This window comes from Devosia sp. MC532, from assembly GCF_016461625.1.
Taxonomy (GTDB): Bacteria; Pseudomonadota; Alphaproteobacteria; order Rhizobiales; family Devosiaceae; genus Devosia.
The window spans coordinates 524,277-541,030 of sequence record NZ_JAEMNZ010000001.1 but is presented as its reverse complement, the minus strand read 5'-3'; the positions used below and the strand labels follow the sequence as shown (position 1 = coordinate 541,030).

Here is a 16,754-nt window from a genome sequence, read left to right as displayed (position 1 = left end):
GAAATAAGTTGATGATCACGGACATGCTCAAGCGAGCGGCCCCTGGTGTTGTTTTTGTTTGTATTGCAGGTTTTGTGAGTACGGTTCACGGGCAAGCGGGCACAGCCACCACTCCATCCGGCGCTGCCGAAACGGCGACGCCAAGCCCTACCACTCTCGTTTCTGCACCGGACAGTTTCAGTTTCGTGGCCGTCAAAGTGCCTGGCGGTGCCTTGTCGTTTCGAGGGCAGGTGCCGTCGGAGGCGACGTTGCGCTATTTGAGCAATCTGTCAGGCGTCGTTGTCGATCGCTTAGCTGTATCGGGCAATGCACCCGACGACTTTGGTGCGAAGCTTCAATCCGGCATGCAGTCCCTTATGGAACTTGATCAAGGCCGCTTAGAGTTACGCGATGGTAGCTGGACGTTGACCGGCGAAGTCGAGTCGGATGACGTCGCGCGGCGCCTGGGAGCGGAGCTGGGTAGCGACAGTGCCGTTAGCTTGACGGTGACAATGGCACGCGACGAGTGTGTGGCGCGCTTGGCGGAGCTTTCTGCGCACAACGCCATACTTTTCCGGTCTGGTTCGTCGGTGATTGCTGAATCGGCTTCAGCTGAGTTGGACCTCTTTGCTCAAGCTTTGAAGGGATGCGGAAACGCGGCCGTAGAGGTTGAGGGCCATACAGACAGCGATGGCGACGATCAGAAAAATCTTATCCTATCAGTGATGCGCGCCGAATCCGTTGTTAAGGCACTTGTGGGACGCGGCATTTCTGAAGAGCGGTTTTACGCGATTGGCTACGGTGAGACTGTACCGGTAGCGGCCAACGATACGCAAGCTGGGAAATCGGCGAACCGCCGGATCGTCATTAAGCTGCGCGACTAGATATCTAGCGGCGCGTGCGGGTCGACGGCGGCTGGGTGATCTGGCTGATGAAGCTGACAATGGTTTCTACCTCTTCGAAGTGTTCGAAAAGGGCAGGGGAGCCTTGCCCCGAAATGGTAAGTGCGGTCGCGTCAGGGCGGCGGCGCACCATTTCCTCGTAGATTTCCCGACGCAGAAGATCCGTCAGTTGCGTCCGGAAAATCAACAGCGGCGCGCATTGAAGGGTGTCAAACAGCTGCCATTGAGGCACGAGAATATCGTCAAAATCAAATTGGTCGAGGCGTTTGATGAGGCGCTCATCGAATATCGGGAGGGCCCGACCTTTTTTGCCGGTGCTATGCGTGCGCTTGGCGAGACTATCGAGCGCAATTTCGCTGAGCTCGGGGTAGTCGCCCCCAAGGATGCGGCGGAAGCCGGAACTCACAGCTTGCCCCTGCCACGAGGCAATATGGGCAATATTGCTACGCAAACGCACTAAGCCACGCGAATCGGTCACCGGACCGGCGTCGACCAGAACTGTGCCTGCGATCAGGGTTGGATGACGGCCGGCATAGAGCATGGCGATTTGGCCACCGTGCCCTTGTCCAAAAAATATGGCGCGCCCGATTCCTAAACTGGCCAGAACATCCTCGAGGTCGCGAACGTCATTGAGCGAGTTGTAATCCTCGATCTTCGAACGGTCGTCGGCTCGCCCGCGGCCGGGAAAGTCCACTAATATCAATGGCCAATCAGCCAGCTTGGTCTTTTGGAGAATGTCCAGAAACCCGGAGAAATCCGCCATGTTGCGATGGTAGCCTGCCAGGCAAACTAAAGGTGGCCGTCCGGGTTCGAACTTTCCCCTGATGTGGACTGCTGCGTGGGTCTTTCCATCGTGTAATGGGACGCGTGTGACATCCAGCCCAGCGAAGGCTGGGTGATCGGCGGGCGTGGTTCGGTGGCGTCGCAGCAACATGTCCATGCTTCTTGTTTATCGATCTGCGGACAGGACCCACAAGCACCATTTGCTTGTCTTGTGGCGACGCACTGTTGAAAGTATGGTGCAGCGCATCCTGCGCCGCGCGTGTGCAGGCAAGATTGGAATCACGCCAGCAAAGGGCTGGCGATAATTAGGGAATATCGGCAAAATGCTGCGAGGTTCGATTACGGCACTCATCACTCCCATGCGCGATGGGGTAGTGGATGAGAAAGCCTTCGCTAGCTTTGTCGAATGGCAGATTTCGCAGGGGACGCGCGGTCTGGTGCCGGTTGGCACGACCGGCGAAAGCCCGACGGTTAGCCACGAAGAGCACAACCGCATTATCGACATCTGTATCGAAGTCGCCAACAAGCGCGTACCGGTCTTGGCTGGTGCAGGCTCGAATGCAACGGCCGAGGCTGTGGCTCTGGCTCAGCACGCCGAAAAGTCAGGCGCTGACGCGGTTTTGTCGGTTGTTCCATATTACAACAAGCCGAACCAAGAAGGCCTGTTCCAGCATTTCTCGGCTGTCGCAAAGTCCATCGGTATCCCGGTCATTCTCTACTCGGTGCCGGGCCGTACTGTCGTTGATCTCTTCGTCGACACCATTGCGCGTCTCCACGAAGCGCACAGCAATATCATTGGTGTGAAGGATGCGACGGGTAATCTCGAACGCGCGTCCATCCAGCGCCAGAAGCTGGGCAAAGACTTCATTTTGCTGTCCGGCGACGATAGCACCGCTTTGGGTTTCAATGCACATGGCGGCATGGGCTGTATCTCGGTAACAGCAAACGTTGCTCCAGCTCTGTGCTCGCAAATGCAGGAGTTGTCGCTGGCGGGTGACTTCATTGCGGCGCGCGAAATCAACGATAAGTTGGCTTACCTGCACCGAGATCTTTTCATGGAGCCGAATCCGGCGCCTGCGAAGTATGTCGGTAATCGTCTTAATCTGTGTGCGAATGAAATGCGGCTGCCACTTGTGCCTGTGAGCCAAGCAACGCAGGACGCAATGGACTTTGCAATGCGTCACGCAGGCCTTATCTAAGGTCTATGGCACAGGCAAAGAACGACAAGAGCAAGAACGGTTGGATCAGCCACGGTCTCGTGGCTGAAAACCGTCGTGCTCGATTTGATTATGAAATCGGCGATACCATTGAAGCCGGTGTGGTTTTAACCGGCACCGAGGTGAAGTCTCTTCGGCTAGGTAAGGCTCAAATCACCGAATCCTACGCCTCTCCAGAGATGGGGGAGCTGTGGCTGATCAACGCGCATATCCCCGAATATCTGCAGGCAAACCGTTTCAACCATCTTGAGCGCCGTCCGCGCAAATTGCTGGTGAGCAAGAAGCAGTTGGCCAAACTGGATCAGGATGTGGCGCGGGCAGGGCACACGATTGTGCCTCTGAAGCTGTTCTTCAATGACCAAGGTCGCGCCAAGCTGCTGCTGGGCGTTGGCAAGGGCAAGAAGAACTATGACAAGCGCGCGACGGCCCGTGATCGGGATTGGAATCGCGATAAGGCCCGCATCATGAAAGAAGGCGGACGAGGATAAAAAAAAGGCCCGGAGCGATCCGGGCTTTTTGTTATTCTTCATGCGGGCGTGGTGCCTGTGGTGGGCGGCCCACTGTTTTCGCCAAATCGGCCACATCCATAAAGAAGTCGGCCTGACGACGCAGATCGTCCGAAATCATGGGCGTCTGGCTCGACAGGGTCGAGACCACTGTGACGCGTTTTCCGCGGCGTTGAAGTGAAGCCACAAGGGCCGTGAAATCACCGTCGCCCGAGAACAAGATCATGTGATCGTAGAATGGAGCTTGCTCTAGCGCATCAACGGTGAGCTCGATGTCCATGCTGCCCTTTACTTTGCGGCGGCCGGTAGCATCTGTGAACTCTTTTGCTGGCTTGGTGACTACGGTGTAGCCGTTATAATCAAGCCAATCGATGAGCGGGCGAATAGAGGAATATTCCTGATCCTCAATTAGAGCCGTGTAATAGTTTGCGCGCAATAGATAAGCTTTGCCGCTGAACTCAGTAAGTAGCTTGCGATAGTCGATGTCGATACCGACAGCTTTTGATGTGGCATAAAGATTTGCACCGTCAATGAAGAGGGCAATCTTCTCACGTGGATCAATAGCCATTATAAACCCCTCAAAGAGTGCCTAGGACTTGCCAGGCGAAATCAATATACTGTGTGGATAACTTAAGTTCGGTATTCGCACGTTTTTGATCGGCGAGCAACGGTGAGATCGCCGCATCTGGTGTTTTCGCTTCCGCTTGTCAAGCAGCCGCCCTTGGTGTATTCCGGCCCTTCATTCCCTTTAATAAAAAGTGGAGACGTTCGTGGCACGCGTCACCGTTGAAGACTGCATTGAAAAGGTCGAGAATCGCTTCGACCTCGTCCTCATGGCCGCTCACCGCGCGCGCATGATTTCCTCAGGCGCACAGATCACCGTTCCTCGCGATAACGACAAGAATCCTGTCGTTGCATTGCGTGAAATTGGCGACGGCATGATCTCGCCAGACGACCTGCACGAGGATCTGATTCACTCGCTGCAGAAGTATGTTGAAGTCGACGAGCCGGAAGATAGCGCCGCTCCGATGATCGAAAGCGCCGGCGACGACGATTCGATCAACTTCGACACCATTTCGGAAGAAGAACTTCTGCGCGGTATCGAGAGCCTTGCTCCGCCGGAGCGTCGCGACGACTGATCCCGCTTGCGGGCTAGCCAGTTCAAGCTATATCTGGAGCGTCCGGTTTTCGAACTGGGCGCTCTTTTCATTTCTAGTGCAGGCGCTAAGCTCTCCTCCCCAGAGCCGCGGCTACTTTCATGATGCGACAGTATGAGCTCGTCGAACGCGTTCAGGCGTATAACCCTGACGTCGACGAGAATTTGTTGAATAAGGCCTACGTTTACGCCATGCAGAAGCATGGTTCGCAAAAGCGCGCGTCTGGCGACCCCTATTTCCATCATCCGCTAGAAGTCGCCGCCATTCTCACAGAGTTGAAGCTGGACGACGCTTCGGTGGCCGTTGGCCTCCTGCACGACACTATCGAAGACACCGACGCGACACGCGCGGAGATCGATCAACTCTTTGGCGCGGAAATTGCGGCCATTGTTGATGGTTTGACCAAGATTGAGCGCCTCAATCTCGTCTCGCGTGAAGAAGCTCAGGCGGAGAACCTGCGTAAGCTGCTGCTGGCGATTAGCCAGGACGTCCGCGTGTTGCTGGTGAAGCTGGCTGACCGGCTGCACAACATGCGTACGCTCGACTTCATGCGCGAGGACAAGCAGAAGCGCATCGCCCAAGAAACCATGGATATTTACGCGCCTCTCGCGGGGCGTATGGGTATGCAGGATATGCGTAACGAGTTGGAGGATCTCTCGTTCAAGATCCTGCAGCCCGATCATTACGCTGCCATCAAATCCCGCCTCAAGGAACTTGAGGACGAGAACCGCGAGATTATCGCTTCCATTTCCAATGAACTGACCGATCGTCTCGCCGACGCCGGAATCGTGGCGCGGGTAAAGGCGCGGGTGAAGGCCCCGTATTCGATTTTTTCCAAGATCGAACGGAAGTCGATTGCCCTTGAGCAGCTCTCGGACATCATTGGTTTCCGCGTGGTAGTTGGTTCGGTCGAAGAATGCTATCGGACCATGGGTCTGGTGCACACGACCTGGAAGGTCGTGCCGAACCGGTTCAAGGACTATATCTCTGTTCCGAAGAACAACGACTACCAGTCCATCCACACCACCATTGTTGGGCCGGGCCGGCAGCGTGTTGAGCTGCAAATTCGCACCGAAGAGATGGATCGGATCGCTGAGTTCGGTATCGCGGCTCACGCGCTCTATAAGGACGGTGCTTCCGCGAGCCTATCGCGCATTGAAATGGAATCGGCGGCCTATGGTTCTCTGCGTCAGACAATCAGCCATCTGACCTCGGGCATTCCGACCGAAGAATTCCTCGAATATACCAAGCTGGAGTTGTTCCAGGATCAGGTGTTCTGCTTTACCCCGCGCGGCCGTCTGATTGCTTTGCCTCGCGGCGCCACGCCAATCGATTTCGCTTATGCGTTGCATACCGATATCGGTGATACCTGCGTCGGGGCTAAGATCAACGGGCTTATTCTGCCACTCGTCACTCAGCTCCGGTCGGGCGATGAAGTGGAAATTATGCGCGACCACAATCATCGCCCGCCAAGCAACTGGAGCAGTATTGCTGCGACCGGCAAGGCGCGTGCTGCAATCCGTCGTGCTGTGCGTCAGCAAGCAACCCAGCGTGCCTTGGCGCTTGGCGAGCAAGTGCTGAGCCTGCTGCTCGACCGTGAAGGCGTGATGCTGGAAGACAGCGAAGCGCAGGCATTGGCCGAGGCTTTGCACCAGCCCAATAAGCGTGAATTGCTGATCGCTCTGGGTGAAGGCAAGATTGGCTCCGAAGAGCTGGGTACTGCGCTTGAGCAGGTTAAGGGCATTCGCAAGCGTCGCCGGAAGTTGGAGCTTCCTGTGGCTGATACGGCTGATGGCTGGTTTGCGCTGCGCGCCACCGATCATTTCCGCTTCCGCGTTGCGGGTGGGCACCTCGAGGGTTCCGAAGCTTGGCGTGCGCTCAAACAGCTCGACTTCCACACCGCTGTTGTGGTGTCAGGGGAGGGGGTTGTTCCGGGAGATCGCCTGATTGGCATTCTGCAGCCCGAAAAACCGCTTATGATCTATCCGGCACATTCCGAAGCGCTCATCGCTATGCATGATAGCGATGTGGCCTGGGTTGATGTGCGCTGGAACATTGCCGCGGACGCACCAGATAAGCTCTACGCGCTGGTGATTTCGATGGAATCGGTCAACCGCCCGGGTTCTCTGGCGCAGATCTCGACCGCCATCGCGTCATGCGATGCGAACATCAATAACCTCGTCATGCGGATGATTTCGCCTGACTTCCACCAGATGATCTTTGAAATCGAGGTGCGCGACCTTGCGCAGCTCACCGATGTTCTGGCAACGCTCAAGCGTAGCCCAGGTCTCTCTGCCGTCCAGAGGGCTGGCCTGCGTGAAGCGGGAATGATCTCTACGCTAGAATGGGACGGTAAAGTCGACAGGAGTGCGCGTGATGAATAGGGACGAAGTTCTGGATATCTTCCGGGAATGCGGTGCGATGCTGGAAGGACACTTCATTCTGTCCTCAGGCTTGCGCTCGCCGGTTTTCCTGCAGAAGGCCAAGGTCTTCCAATACGCGCATCAGACGGAAAAGCTCTGCAAGGCTCTGGCCGAACGCATCAAGGCTGAAGTGCCGGGCGTGACCAAGGTCGTGTCGCCAGCAATTGGCGGCATAATTCCCGGTTACGAAACCTCGCGTCAGCTCAACCTGCCAGCGCTCTATACAGAGCGCGTGGACGGCAAGTTTGAACTCCGTCGTGGCTTTGAAATCTCGCCTGATGACAAGGTCATCGTTGTTGAAGATATCGTTTCGACTGGCCTTTCCATCCGTGAATGCGTGGAAGCACTGCGCGGCATCGGTGCCAATGTGGTGGCTGCTGCGTGCCTGATTGACCGGTCGGGTGGCGAGGCCGATGTTGGCGTGCCGCTGATCTCGTTGATTGAATTTAAGGTCCCTGCCTATCCGGCGGACAATCTCCCGCCAGAATTGGCCGCTATTCCAGCTGTTAAGCCGGGGTCGCGTGGGATTCAGGGCGTAAAATAATCGGACGACGGAACGCTTGTGGCTCGGGCTTCTTGTTCGGGTCACAGGCGATCACACAAAGGGAAAGAGTATGATCATCGGCCTCGGCTCTGACCTTATTGAAATTCACCGCGTGCAGGCGACGTTGGACCGGCACGGCGAGCGGTTCACCAATCGCGTGTTTACAGACATTGAGCGCGCCAAGTCGGACAGACGGGCTGAACGTGCGGCTTCTTACGCAAAACGCTTTGCGGCGAAAGAAGCCATGTCCAAAGCCTTGGGAACCGGCATCAGTCGTGGGGTTTATTGGCGCGATATGGGCGTCGTGAACCTTCCGAGTGGCAAGCCCACCATGAAGCTCACCAATGGTGCAGCGAAAGCGCTGGCCCGGATGATGCCAGAGGGGCACGAGCCCCACATTCACATAACCATCACCGACGACGCAGGTTTAGCGCAGGCTTTCGTTATCATTGAAGCTCTCCCGGTCGCTCAAGGTTGACCAGAACAGCGCAAACGCCTAACCCTTCGGCAGCGCTTTATCGGATGAAAACATGAACCAGCTTGCGGACAAGCCCCAAAAAACGCTCAAGCCTAAGTCGGCAAAGAACGAATGGCTCGATACCATCATTGTGGTTGTCGAAGCGCTGGCGATTGCGATCTTCCTGCGGTTCTTCCTCTATCAGCCGTTCTCGATCCCGACCGCTTCGATGCAGCAGACGCTGATGATTGGCGACTACTTCGTCGCTAACAAGTTCGTCTGGGGCTACGGCAAGCACTCGTTCTCGCTTGGCCGCTATGGCAATTTCGCAGCGCTCGATTTCGAATTGCCAATCGGCAATCGTATCCTGGGTCGTGATCCGAACCGTGGCGATGTTGCTGTGTTCCGTCCCGTTCCGCAGAACATGGAATACATCAAGCGTATTGTCGGCATGCCGGGCGACCGTATTCAGGTTAAGGAAGGGCGTCTGTACATCAACGGCACCATGGTTGAGCGCGAAGAGATCGGCAAAGCCATGGATACCGACTCCAATTTCGACACCCGCGAAGTCACGGTTTACCGCGAGACTTTCCCGGAAGGCACGAGCCACATCATTCAGGAAATCAGCGACAATCAGCAGCTCGATAACACGCCTGAGTATGTTGTGCCGGCGAACCACTATTTCATGATGGGTGACAACCGTGACCGCTCGGCCGACAGCCGCGTGCTCAGCCAGGTTGGCTATGTCCCATCGGTCAACCTTATCGCAAAGGCGGAAGCACGCTTCTTCTCCATAAAGGACAACCTGCCGCCGTGGCAGATTTGGCAGTGGCCTGCCAATGTTCGTTGGGATCGCATGTTCCAGTCCATTCACTAATGACATCACGTATTAAATCGCGGACCGCGCTGCAGGACCGGCTAGGCTATGATTTTGCCGACCCGGACCTGCTCGAGCGGGCCCTTACCCATTCCAGCGCTTTGTCTCCGGCAAAGCGCATTGACCGTTCTTACCAGCGGTTGGAATTTCTCGGCGACCGTGTGCTCGGGCTCGTCGTTGCTGACATGCTCTATCAACGCTATGAAAAGTCAAACGAAGGCGAGTTGAGCCGGACGCTCAACACGCTCGTGCGCAAGGAAACTTGCGCGGACATCGCGCGTCGTCTTGGCTTAGGCAAAGAGATGGTGCTCGGCGACAGCGAAGCGCGCTCCGGCGGCGCTGAAAAGGACGCTATTCTCGGCGACGTAACGGAAGCCATTATCGGGGCGATCTATCTCGATGGCGGTCTCGACCCAGCTGCGCATTTCATCCAGCGCAATTTCGAAGGCGTTCTGGATGGTGGTCAGGCAAACCGTGCTGACGCGAAAACCACCCTACAAGAATGGGCGCAGGCGCGAGGACTTGAAGTCCCGGCCTATACGCTAGTCGAGCGCACTGGTCCCGACCACGCCCCTGAATTTACGATCGCCGTTGATCTTTCCGGCTTTGAACGCATTTCAGCTACAGGCCCTTCCAAGAAGATCGCCGAGCATCGCGTCGCCGAACAATTCCTGATCCTGCAGAAGGTCTGGAAGGAAACAAAATGACACAGAATATCGAAATGACCGACACCGCTTGCGGCTTTATCGCGCTGGTTGGCGCGCCCAACGCCGGTAAGTCGACCCTGTTGAACTCTCTGGTTGGCACGAAGGTGTCCATCGTGACCCACAAGGCGCAGACCACCCGTAGCCAAGTGCGCGGTGTGCTGACGCTTGAACAGACCCAGCTTGTTTTCGTTGACACGCCCGGTGTGTTCCAGCCAAAGCGCCGTCTAGACCGCGCTATGGTCGATAGCGCTTGGGGCGGGGCAGGTGACGCTGATATCGTCGCCTTCATCGTCGACGCAGAGCGCGGCATCACGAGCGACATCGAAGCGCTCATCGAGGGCTTGAAGAACATCAACCACCCAAAGGTGCTGATCCTCAACAAGATCGACCAGGTACAGCGCGAAAAGCTGTTGCACCTCGCGCATGATCTCAACGAGCATCTTCGCTTTGAGGCGACCTTTATGCTGTCCGCGCTCAAGGGCGACGGCGTCAAGGACTTCATCGATTGGGCTGCAAAGCATGTTCCACCCGGTCCATGGCACTTCCCAGAAGATCACCTGACCGATCTGACCATGGCGATCACGGCGGCTGAAGTAACGCGCGAGAAGCTATTCCTGCGCGTCCATGATGAGATCCCATACAACTCCACGGTCGAAACCGAGAGCTTTAAGATCCAGAAGGATGGCTCGTACAAGATCGACCAGGTGATCTACCTGTCGCGTGAGAGCCATAAGAAGATCGTGCTCGGTGCAGGTGGCCAGACCATCAAGGCGATTGGCGCGGACAGCCGTCGTGAACTGATGGACATGTACGAAGTGCCGATTCATCTCTTCCTCTTCGTCAAGGTCCGCGAAAAGTGGGCTGAAGATCCAGAACGCTATCAGGAAATGGGCCTCGAATTCCCCTCTGATAAGAAGTAGGGCGCTGTCCCGAGTACACGATGGAATGGACCGGTGAAGGCCTGCTGATAGGCGCTAAACGCCAAGGTGAAACCAGCCTCATTGCTGAGGTGATGGTGGCCGGGCGCGGGCGTCAGCTGGGCATGATCCGGGGAGGGCGGTCGCCAAAACTGGCGGCCGCATTGCAGCCGGGCAATGTGCTCCAAGTGACGTGGCGTTCGCGGCTTGAAAGTCAGCTTGGCTTTTTCACGGTAGAGCTACTCCATGCTCGTGCCGCAGAGCTGATTGCCGATCGCGATAGGCTCTATCTGGCGCAGACTGTTTTTGAGCATCTCCATCTCCTGCCAGAGCGTGAAGCGGCCGATCGGCTGTTGGGCATGGCCCTGCGTTTGATCGATGCGAAACCCGATGCGATTGCATTGGTGCGGTTTGAGCTCGCGCTGCTGGATGAATTGGGTTTCGGGCTAGATCTCACCCAATGCGGAGCCACTGGGGCTACACACGACCTTACCCACGTTTCTCCTCGAACGGGCAGAGCCGTATGCCGCGAGGCGGCGGAACCCTATCGTGATAGGCTCCTGAAATTGCCGAGTTTTCTGTTTGAACGTGGGAATGCGTCGCCAGACGACATCCGCGATGCGTTCACATTGACAGAGCATTTTCTCAAGGCCCATTTCTGGTCTACCGGTCAGGCCCATGCGCCAGCCACTCGTGCGCCACTCGTCGAAAACCTAACAAAGCATTGATTCACTTGCTGTAAATCTGACCTTGCTACCCTTGCTCTACAGCTTAGAGCAGGAGGCTCGATTGGTTGGTAAAATCATATACTGGGTCAGCACCGCGATGTTTCTCGCCATTTATCTGGTGAGCACGTTTGCCTACATCACTGACACGGCTGGTGCGCAGGCAGGTTATGTTGCGATCGGCTATCCTGCCTATCTCGTGCCGCTGATGATGATTGTGAAGCCCCTAGGCGTTTTGGCCGTTCTGGTCCGTAAACCTGTGTGGCTGGCGCAGCTTGCTTATGCGGGCTTTTTCTACCACCTCCTCATCGCTGCGAGCGCTCATATTTCCGCGGGCATACCCGGTGTTGAAATCGCGGTAGCCCTCTTTGTTTTGATGCTGTTGTCCTATTTCACGCAGAACGTAGCGCGCGCTGAAAAGGCGGCTTATGTGCCTGATTGGTTTAACCGTTTCGCATAACACGCTGTTCTGACTCTTAGATTGACTGCCGCACGGAGTGTTCGTGGGTAGCGGCAAAAGTGCTCTCGGGTCCGGGAAACTGGGCAAAACGAAAGGTGAGTACATGCGCGAAACGTACTTGCGCTGTATTCTGCTCCCGATTCGTTCTCATGGACTGAAGCACTCATGTCAGATGCAGATACCACCCCGCCGCCGGATGACCTCCGGATCGTCGACCTTAAGCAGGCGCTTGAGGAGAGGTATCTAAGCTACGCCCTCTCCACCATTACGCAACGTGCGTTGCCAGACGCGCGTGACGGGCTCAAGCCTGTGCACCGCCGTATTCTGCACGCAATGCGACTGCTCAAGCTCGATCCGAGCCAGGGCTATAAAAAGTCCGCGCGTGTGGTCGGCGACGTGATCGGTAAATTCCACCCACACGGCGACTCTTCGATTTACGACGCCTTGGTGCGTTTGGCGCAGGACTTCTCGCTGCGCTATCCGCTGGTCGACGGGCAGGGCAACTTCGGCAATATCGACGGCGATAGCGCTGCGGCGATGCGTTATACGGAAAGCCGTATGACCGAGGTTGCTACGCGTCTGCTCGAAGGCATCACCGAAAACGCCATCGATTTTAAGCCGACCTATGACGGGGAAGACGACGAGCCGATCGTGCTGCCGTCTAACTTCCCGAACCTGCTTGCCAATGGTTCCATGGGTATTGCTGTGGGCATGGCGACCTCGGTCCCGCCCCATAACATTGTTGAGCTGTGTAACGCATCGCTCAAGCTCATCCAGAATCCCAATGCGACGGTTGAAGAACTCATCCAGCAAGATCTGTCCGCGCCGCCAAGCATGGATGACCTTGTGCGCGGGCCGGACTATCCAACCGGTGGCCAACTGGTCGAAAGCCGCTCGGCGATTGTTCATGCCTATGAGACTGGGCGTGGCTCGTTCCGTACGCGCGCGACGTGGGACAAGGAAGACAAGGGACGCGGCGTCTATCAGATCGTCGTCACCCAGATTCCTTACGGCGTACAGAAATCGCGCCTCGTCGAGAAAATCGCTGAACTGCTGTTGGCGAAAAAACTGCCGCTGCTTAAGGACGTGCGTGACGAGAGTGCCGACGACATTCGTCTTATCCTCGAACCGAAGAATGGTCAGGTCGACGCTGTCATTCTGATGGAGCAGCTGTTCAAGCTGACCGAGCTCGAAGTGCGCTTCGGCCTCAACCTCAATGTGCTTGATCGGGGCACAATGCCCCGCGTGATGAGCCTCGCCGATGCACTGCGCGCTTGGCTTGAGCATCGCAAAGAAGTTTTGGTTCGCCGCTCGCAGTTCCGCGTTGACCAGATCACGGCCCGTCTTGAGGTGCTTGATGGTTACATCATCGCCTATCTCAACCTCGATGAAGTGATCCGGATCATTCGTGAGGATGACGATCCCAAAGCCAGTTTGATTGCGACGTTCAAACTGACGGACAATCAGGCCGAAGCTATTCTCAACATGCGCCTGCGCTCTTTGCGCAAGCTCGAAGAGATGGAACTGCGGACTGAGCACTCGAACCTGTCCGAAGAGCGCACCAAGCTTGAGGCATTGCTGGGGTCTGAAAAGCGTCAGTGGGGCGAAATCGCCAAGCAGGTGGAAGCTCTCAAGAAGTCCTATCCCTTGTTCTCCAAGGACGGCGTGCCGCATCCGCTGGGCGCTCGACGCACTATTCTGGGTGTTGCACCGAAAGCCGACCTCGCGGAGATCACTGAAGCCTTTATCGAACGCGAACCGATTACCGTGGTGCTCTCCGAAAAGGGTTGGATCCGTGCGCCAAAGGGGCACAATGCCACTGTGGACGATAAGGCGTTCAAAAGCGGCGACCGCTTGCGGCTGTCGTTCAACTGCGAAACCACCGACAAGCTGCTCATGCTGACCACGGATGGTCGTGTGTACACCATTGGTGCGGACAAATTGCCCGGCGGGCGAGGGCAGGGCGAGCCGGTGCGCCTGTTGGTGGATATGGAAGAGGGTGCCGACATTGTCGCGCTCTTTGTCCATAAGCCAGGCCAGAAGCGCATCATCGCCTCGTCGGCAGGGTATGGTTTCATTGTGTCCGAAGACGACATCATCGCCAACACCCGCAAGGGCAAGCAGGTGCTGAATGTCAGTGCGCCGGAAGAAGCGAAATTGATCGTACCTAGCGACGGCGATCGGGTGGCGATCATCGGACAAAATCGCAAGCTGCTGGTTTTCCCAATGACACAGCTGGCGCAGATGACGCGCGGCAAGGGCGTTCGGCTCCAGCGCTATAAGGATGGCGGTGTTTCCGACATCAAGACCTTCTTCGCCGCTGACGGCCTCACTTGGCAGGATAGCTCAGGACGGACCTATTCCAAGCCCACCGAGGAACTGGTGGATTGGGCCGGGGACCGTGCGGCAGCAGGGCGCCAACCCCCAACCGGGTTCCCGAAGAATAACAAGTTTGTTGGGTAACCGACGGGAAGTTGAAATGATTAGGGCGCTTTCGGCGCCCCTTCTTTTTGCCTTAACGCGCCACTGCGTAGCATTCGAGGTCGGGTGTTGGGGCGGGTAGCGGGGCCACTCGGTCGTAGCGTGCTAGATGTTGGAGCGTGGGACCCTCGATATAGGCGCTAATCACTGGTTCCAGACGTGGATCTTGCTTGAGAAAATCAACGACGGGCCATTGGCCTCCGAGCGCGCCAGGGGTGACAAGCAGCACATCCGGCGGATTGCAGAGCAAGTCATTGGCAAGGTCCGATCGGATATCATCAGCAATCGCCTGTAGCTTTGGTGAGAGGTCCTCCCCGCTCCGCAGGGTGCTGTTTATCTTCACCAGCATCCAGTGATGGTAGTAGCGAGAGACGTTGATGAGGCCATTCCGTTCGAGAAGGGGCCAGGTTTGAGTTGGGTCAATGAGCACGGTCGCCACTTTTGTGCCGGGCGCTAAGTCGCTGACCAGTGGAGCTGCATACTGTTGGTACGGACGCTCATTCTGAACGAAGGGCGATAAGGCAAATCCGACCATAGCCACCAGTAGGGTGCGCTTGCGCAAAGTGATTGGGCCCTCCCTCAACACGATGTTGAAGAGAACAGCCATCAGCATCGCCGAGGCGACGGGGTCGCCGTGGTAGAGAAAGCCCTTAAATTGGACCAGCATGGAGCCGGTAAAGCCAACACCCATAGCGAGAAATGCTTGGGCAGTTGGAGGTATAGACCCCCGAAAACTCCAGAAGTAGAGCGCTACAATCGGCAGCATGAGAGCGGCACGGCTCAGGAAGACTCTGATTTTATGGCCACCGAACTCGCCATAGGCTGCCGTGACGGCAGGAATGATGTCGGTGAAATAGGCAGGTGCAAAGATCGCAATGCTGGCGATGTAAACAACAGCGCCGATGGCAAGACACAGGCATTCGGGGCGGAATGGCTTAAAGCTGCGCCTTTTGTAAATCAGCCAAAGTTCAAGCGCGATTGGGTCCAAGGCAATGTGAGGCTTGAGTGCGATCATCAGCGCGGCGAAGGAGCCAATGGCGAGCGCTAGGGCCAATGAAACGGCTTTGCCCTCTGCGCGCCAAGCGATGAGTAGTACATAGGGCGGGAGGGCGATCAGCGCCATGTGGTCGCGTTGCCCAAACTCGATGTAATGCGGGCCAATCATGCAGAACAGCAGCCCGGCTAGGATAAGCGTTTGCCGAGACGGCGTCAGGTGTCGCAAGAATATCCAACACAGGGACAGCGACAGAGCGATCTGGAGCATAATGCCCGTGACCATGAGATTGGGCTGGGGCAGGCCTGTGAACGCTGAGAGATAGGCAACCGGCCGCGCCATCCAGAACCAGAGCGGCGGATTGGTCTCGTTGATCCACTCGTAGAGGGGGATGCCAGCGTTCATTTGGCGCGCGATCCACATTTGCCACCAGCTGTCGCTGGAGAGCGGCGCAAATTGAACGAGGATGAGGGCTATAAGCCAGAGGCTGGCGGTTACGGTCGCAGGCGATAGGGCGTGGTTGGCGCGGCTGCGCCATTGTGCAGTATCCAACGTCATATTGGTCTCAACGCTGCGCTGCGATTGCTTGGGTCAGCTTTTCTTGAAGGTCGCGTGCGTCCTGCGGCTGAGCGTTTTCCGCGCCTCTGCGGATTTCATTGACGATGTAGAGCGGGCGACGCTTAGCTTCCATATACATGCGCCCGAGATATTCGCCGAAAATGCCCAAGACGAGAAACTGACCAGACCCGATTACAAGCATGATTGAGGCAAGGCTCGTCCAACCTTCAACGGCGCGGCCGGTGACGAACGACCAGCCGGTATAGAGCAGCATCAGGAGGCCGGCGATGCCCATGAAGAAACCAAGATGGGACGCAAGCCGCAGTGGAACGATAGAGAAGCTGGTTATCCCATCCATGGCCAAGGCGATCATCTTTGGAAAGTTGTATTTGGTTTCGCCAATGAAGCGCTTGTCGCGGTCGTAGGTGACAGCGTCTTGGCGTAGGCCGACCCAGCTGATCATGCCGCGGACAAAGCGATAGCGCTCCGGCATGGAAAGAACATGGTCTAATGCACGGCGACTGATGAGGCGGAACTCCCCAGCGTCGAGAGGCATGTCAATGTCGACGAGACGACGCCAGAAGCGATAGAAAACATGAGCGGTTGCCAGCTTCATCCGGCCTTCGCCATCGCGGCGGCGGCGTTGGCCATAGGCAACGTCCGCGCCTTGGTCGAGGCGTTCCATAAGTTGGGGCAGTAGTTCTGGGGGGTCCTGCAAATCGGCGTCGAGGATGAGGACGCGCGCGCCGCGCGTTGCCTCAAGCCCGGCGCTGAGCGCGATTTGTTGGCCGTAATTGCGGGCGAGATCAACGACGACCAAGTGGTCATCGGTTGCGGCCAAGCGATAGAGGGTTTCGAGGGTTGCGTCTTTCGAGCCGTCGTTGACCAGAACTATTTCGTAATCGTTCCCGACGGTGGACTGGCAGATAGAGCTTACGCGGCGGTGGAACTCATCAAGACCACTCTCTTCATTGTAGCACGGCGCGACAACTGAAAGAGCGACTGAATGAATATTGTGAAATTGCCGCTGCACCGTTGCCTCCACCGGTTTTGTGAAGGCATTGTTA

General features: G+C 56.7%; 17 protein-coding genes. 13 read left to right on the top strand and 4 right to left on the bottom strand.

Annotation, left to right across the window (positions count from 1 at the left end):
• The first annotated feature begins 74 nt into the window (after positions 1 to 74).
• Complete coding sequence (locus JHC09_RS17150; RefSeq protein ID WP_199530659.1) at positions 75 to 863, top strand: OmpA family protein; 789 nt, start codon at positions 75 to 77, stop codon at positions 861 to 863.
• 4 nt (positions 864 to 867) lie between these two features.
• Here the strand turns inward: JHC09_RS17150 and JHC09_RS02535 are convergent, their stop codons facing one another.
• Positions 868 to 1,815 (bottom strand): alpha/beta fold hydrolase, encoded by a 948-nt coding sequence (locus tag JHC09_RS02535; protein WP_248308836.1) that lies wholly within the window; start codon positions 1,813 to 1,815, stop codon positions 868 to 870.
• Positions 1,816 to 1,987: 172 nt separating this feature from the next.
• Here JHC09_RS02535 and dapA point away from each other — a divergent pair, with 172 nt between their 5' ends.
• Positions 1,988 to 2,863: a 4-hydroxy-tetrahydrodipicolinate synthase gene (gene dapA / locus JHC09_RS02530; protein WP_199530657.1), complete on the top strand. Its 876-nt coding sequence runs from the start codon at positions 1,988 to 1,990 to the stop codon at positions 2,861 to 2,863.
• A gap of 5 nt (positions 2,864 to 2,868) precedes the next feature.
• Positions 2,869 to 3,369 carry an SsrA-binding protein SmpB gene (gene smpB, locus JHC09_RS02525; RefSeq protein WP_169196067.1) on the top strand — a complete coding sequence of 167 codons (501 nt, stop codon included), beginning with the start codon at positions 2,869 to 2,871 and terminating at the stop codon, positions 3,367 to 3,369.
• Between the two features lie 31 nt (positions 3,370 to 3,400).
• Here smpB and JHC09_RS02520 read toward each other — a convergent pair whose 3' ends face one another.
• Positions 3,401 to 3,955 (bottom strand): NYN domain-containing protein, encoded by a 555-nt coding sequence (locus JHC09_RS02520; RefSeq protein ID WP_169196068.1) that lies wholly within the window; start codon positions 3,953 to 3,955, stop codon positions 3,401 to 3,403.
• 202 nt (positions 3,956 to 4,157) lie between these two features.
• Between JHC09_RS02520 and rpoZ the strand changes: the two genes are divergently transcribed.
• From rpoZ to parC, 10 genes are all read left to right on the top strand, one after another.
• The gene (gene rpoZ / locus JHC09_RS02515) at positions 4,158 to 4,526 is read left to right on the top strand and encodes a DNA-directed RNA polymerase subunit omega (RefSeq protein ID WP_169196069.1); all 369 of its coding nucleotides are present in this window, start codon (positions 4,158 to 4,160) and stop codon (positions 4,524 to 4,526) included.
• A gap of 119 nt (positions 4,527 to 4,645) precedes the next feature.
• Complete coding sequence (locus JHC09_RS02510; RefSeq protein ID WP_199530656.1) at positions 4,646 to 6,928, top strand: bifunctional (p)ppGpp synthetase/guanosine-3',5'-bis(diphosphate) 3'-pyrophosphohydrolase; 2,283 nt, start codon at positions 4,646 to 4,648, stop codon at positions 6,926 to 6,928.
• Positions 6,921 to 7,511: an orotate phosphoribosyltransferase gene (gene pyrE / locus JHC09_RS02505; protein ID WP_199530655.1), complete on the top strand. Its 591-nt coding sequence runs from the start codon at positions 6,921 to 6,923 to the stop codon at positions 7,509 to 7,511. Before JHC09_RS02510 ends, pyrE begins: the two co-directional genes overlap by 8 nt.
• Before the next feature lie 70 nt (positions 7,512 to 7,581).
• Positions 7,582 to 7,989: a holo-ACP synthase gene (gene acpS / locus JHC09_RS02500; protein WP_169196072.1), complete on the top strand. Its 408-nt coding sequence runs from the start codon at positions 7,582 to 7,584 to the stop codon at positions 7,987 to 7,989.
• 52 nt (positions 7,990 to 8,041) lie between these two features.
• On the top strand, positions 8,042 to 8,845 hold the full coding sequence (lepB, locus tag JHC09_RS02495; RefSeq protein ID WP_169196073.1) for a signal peptidase I: 804 nt from the start codon (positions 8,042 to 8,044) through the stop codon (positions 8,843 to 8,845).
• Positions 8,845 to 9,552, top strand: coding sequence for a ribonuclease III (gene rnc / locus JHC09_RS02490; RefSeq protein WP_169196074.1), 708 nt, complete (start codon positions 8,845 to 8,847; stop codon positions 9,550 to 9,552). Before lepB ends, rnc begins: the two co-directional genes overlap by 1 nt.
• A complete protein-coding gene (gene era / locus JHC09_RS02485) occupies positions 9,549 to 10,472 on the top strand; it encodes a GTPase Era (RefSeq protein ID WP_169196075.1) in 924 nt (307 codons plus the stop codon). The genes rnc and era overlap by 4 nt, the downstream gene beginning before the upstream one ends.
• A gap of 20 nt (positions 10,473 to 10,492) precedes the next feature.
• Complete coding sequence (recO, locus tag JHC09_RS02480; RefSeq protein WP_199530654.1) at positions 10,493 to 11,197, top strand: DNA repair protein RecO; 705 nt, start codon at positions 10,493 to 10,495, stop codon at positions 11,195 to 11,197.
• 61 nt (positions 11,198 to 11,258) lie between these two features.
• Positions 11,259 to 11,654, top strand: coding sequence for a DoxX family protein (locus JHC09_RS02475; protein ID WP_169196077.1), 396 nt, complete (start codon positions 11,259 to 11,261; stop codon positions 11,652 to 11,654).
• A 165-nt stretch (positions 11,655 to 11,819) separates the two neighbouring features.
• Positions 11,820 to 14,117, top strand: coding sequence for a DNA topoisomerase IV subunit A (gene parC, locus JHC09_RS02470; protein ID WP_199530653.1), 2,298 nt, complete (start codon positions 11,820 to 11,822; stop codon positions 14,115 to 14,117).
• A gap of 52 nt (positions 14,118 to 14,169) precedes the next feature.
• Here the strand turns inward: parC and JHC09_RS02465 are convergent, their stop codons facing one another.
• Complete coding sequence (locus JHC09_RS02465; RefSeq protein WP_199530652.1) at positions 14,170 to 15,687, bottom strand: hypothetical protein; 1,518 nt, start codon at positions 15,685 to 15,687, stop codon at positions 14,170 to 14,172.
• Positions 15,688 to 15,694: 7 nt separating this feature from the next.
• Positions 15,695 to 16,720 carry a glycosyltransferase family 2 protein gene (locus tag JHC09_RS02460; RefSeq protein ID WP_199530651.1) on the bottom strand — a complete coding sequence of 342 codons (1,026 nt, stop codon included), beginning with the start codon at positions 16,718 to 16,720 and terminating at the stop codon, positions 15,695 to 15,697.
• Positions 16,721 to 16,754: the final 34 nt, after the last annotated feature.

Bases quoted from the DNA above. Each gene is read 5' to 3' on its own strand.
- smpB (WP_169196067.1), top strand. From the start codon at position 2,869: ATGGCACAGGCAAAGAACGACAAGAGCAAGAACGGTTGGATCAGCCAC.
- pyrE (WP_199530655.1), top strand. From the start codon at position 6,921: ATGAATAGGGACGAAGTTCTGGATATCTTCCGGGAATGCGGTGCGATG.
- parC (WP_199530653.1), top strand. From the start codon at position 11,820: ATGTCAGATGCAGATACCACCCCGCCGCCGGATGACCTCCGGATCGTC.
- recO (WP_199530654.1), top strand. From the start codon at position 10,493: ATGGAATGGACCGGTGAAGGCCTGCTGATAGGCGCTAAACGCCAAGGT.
- rnc (WP_169196074.1), top strand. From the start codon at position 8,845: ATGACATCACGTATTAAATCGCGGACCGCGCTGCAGGACCGGCTAGGC.
- lepB (WP_169196073.1), top strand. From the start codon at position 8,042: ATGAACCAGCTTGCGGACAAGCCCCAAAAAACGCTCAAGCCTAAGTCG.
- JHC09_RS02535 (WP_248308836.1), bottom strand. From the start codon at position 1,815: ATGTTGCTGCGACGCCACCGAACCACGCCCGCCGATCACCCAGCCTTC.
- era (WP_169196075.1), top strand. From the start codon at position 9,549: ATGACACAGAATATCGAAATGACCGACACCGCTTGCGGCTTTATCGCG.
- JHC09_RS02510 (WP_199530656.1), top strand. From the start codon at position 4,646: ATGATGCGACAGTATGAGCTCGTCGAACGCGTTCAGGCGTATAACCCT.
- acpS (WP_169196072.1), top strand. From the start codon at position 7,582: ATGATCATCGGCCTCGGCTCTGACCTTATTGAAATTCACCGCGTGCAG.
- dapA (WP_199530657.1), top strand. From the start codon at position 1,988: ATGCTGCGAGGTTCGATTACGGCACTCATCACTCCCATGCGCGATGGG.
- JHC09_RS02520 (WP_169196068.1), bottom strand. From the start codon at position 3,955: ATGGCTATTGATCCACGTGAGAAGATTGCCCTCTTCATTGACGGTGCA.
- JHC09_RS02465 (WP_199530652.1), bottom strand. From the start codon at position 15,687: ATGACGTTGGATACTGCACAATGGCGCAGCCGCGCCAACCACGCCCTA.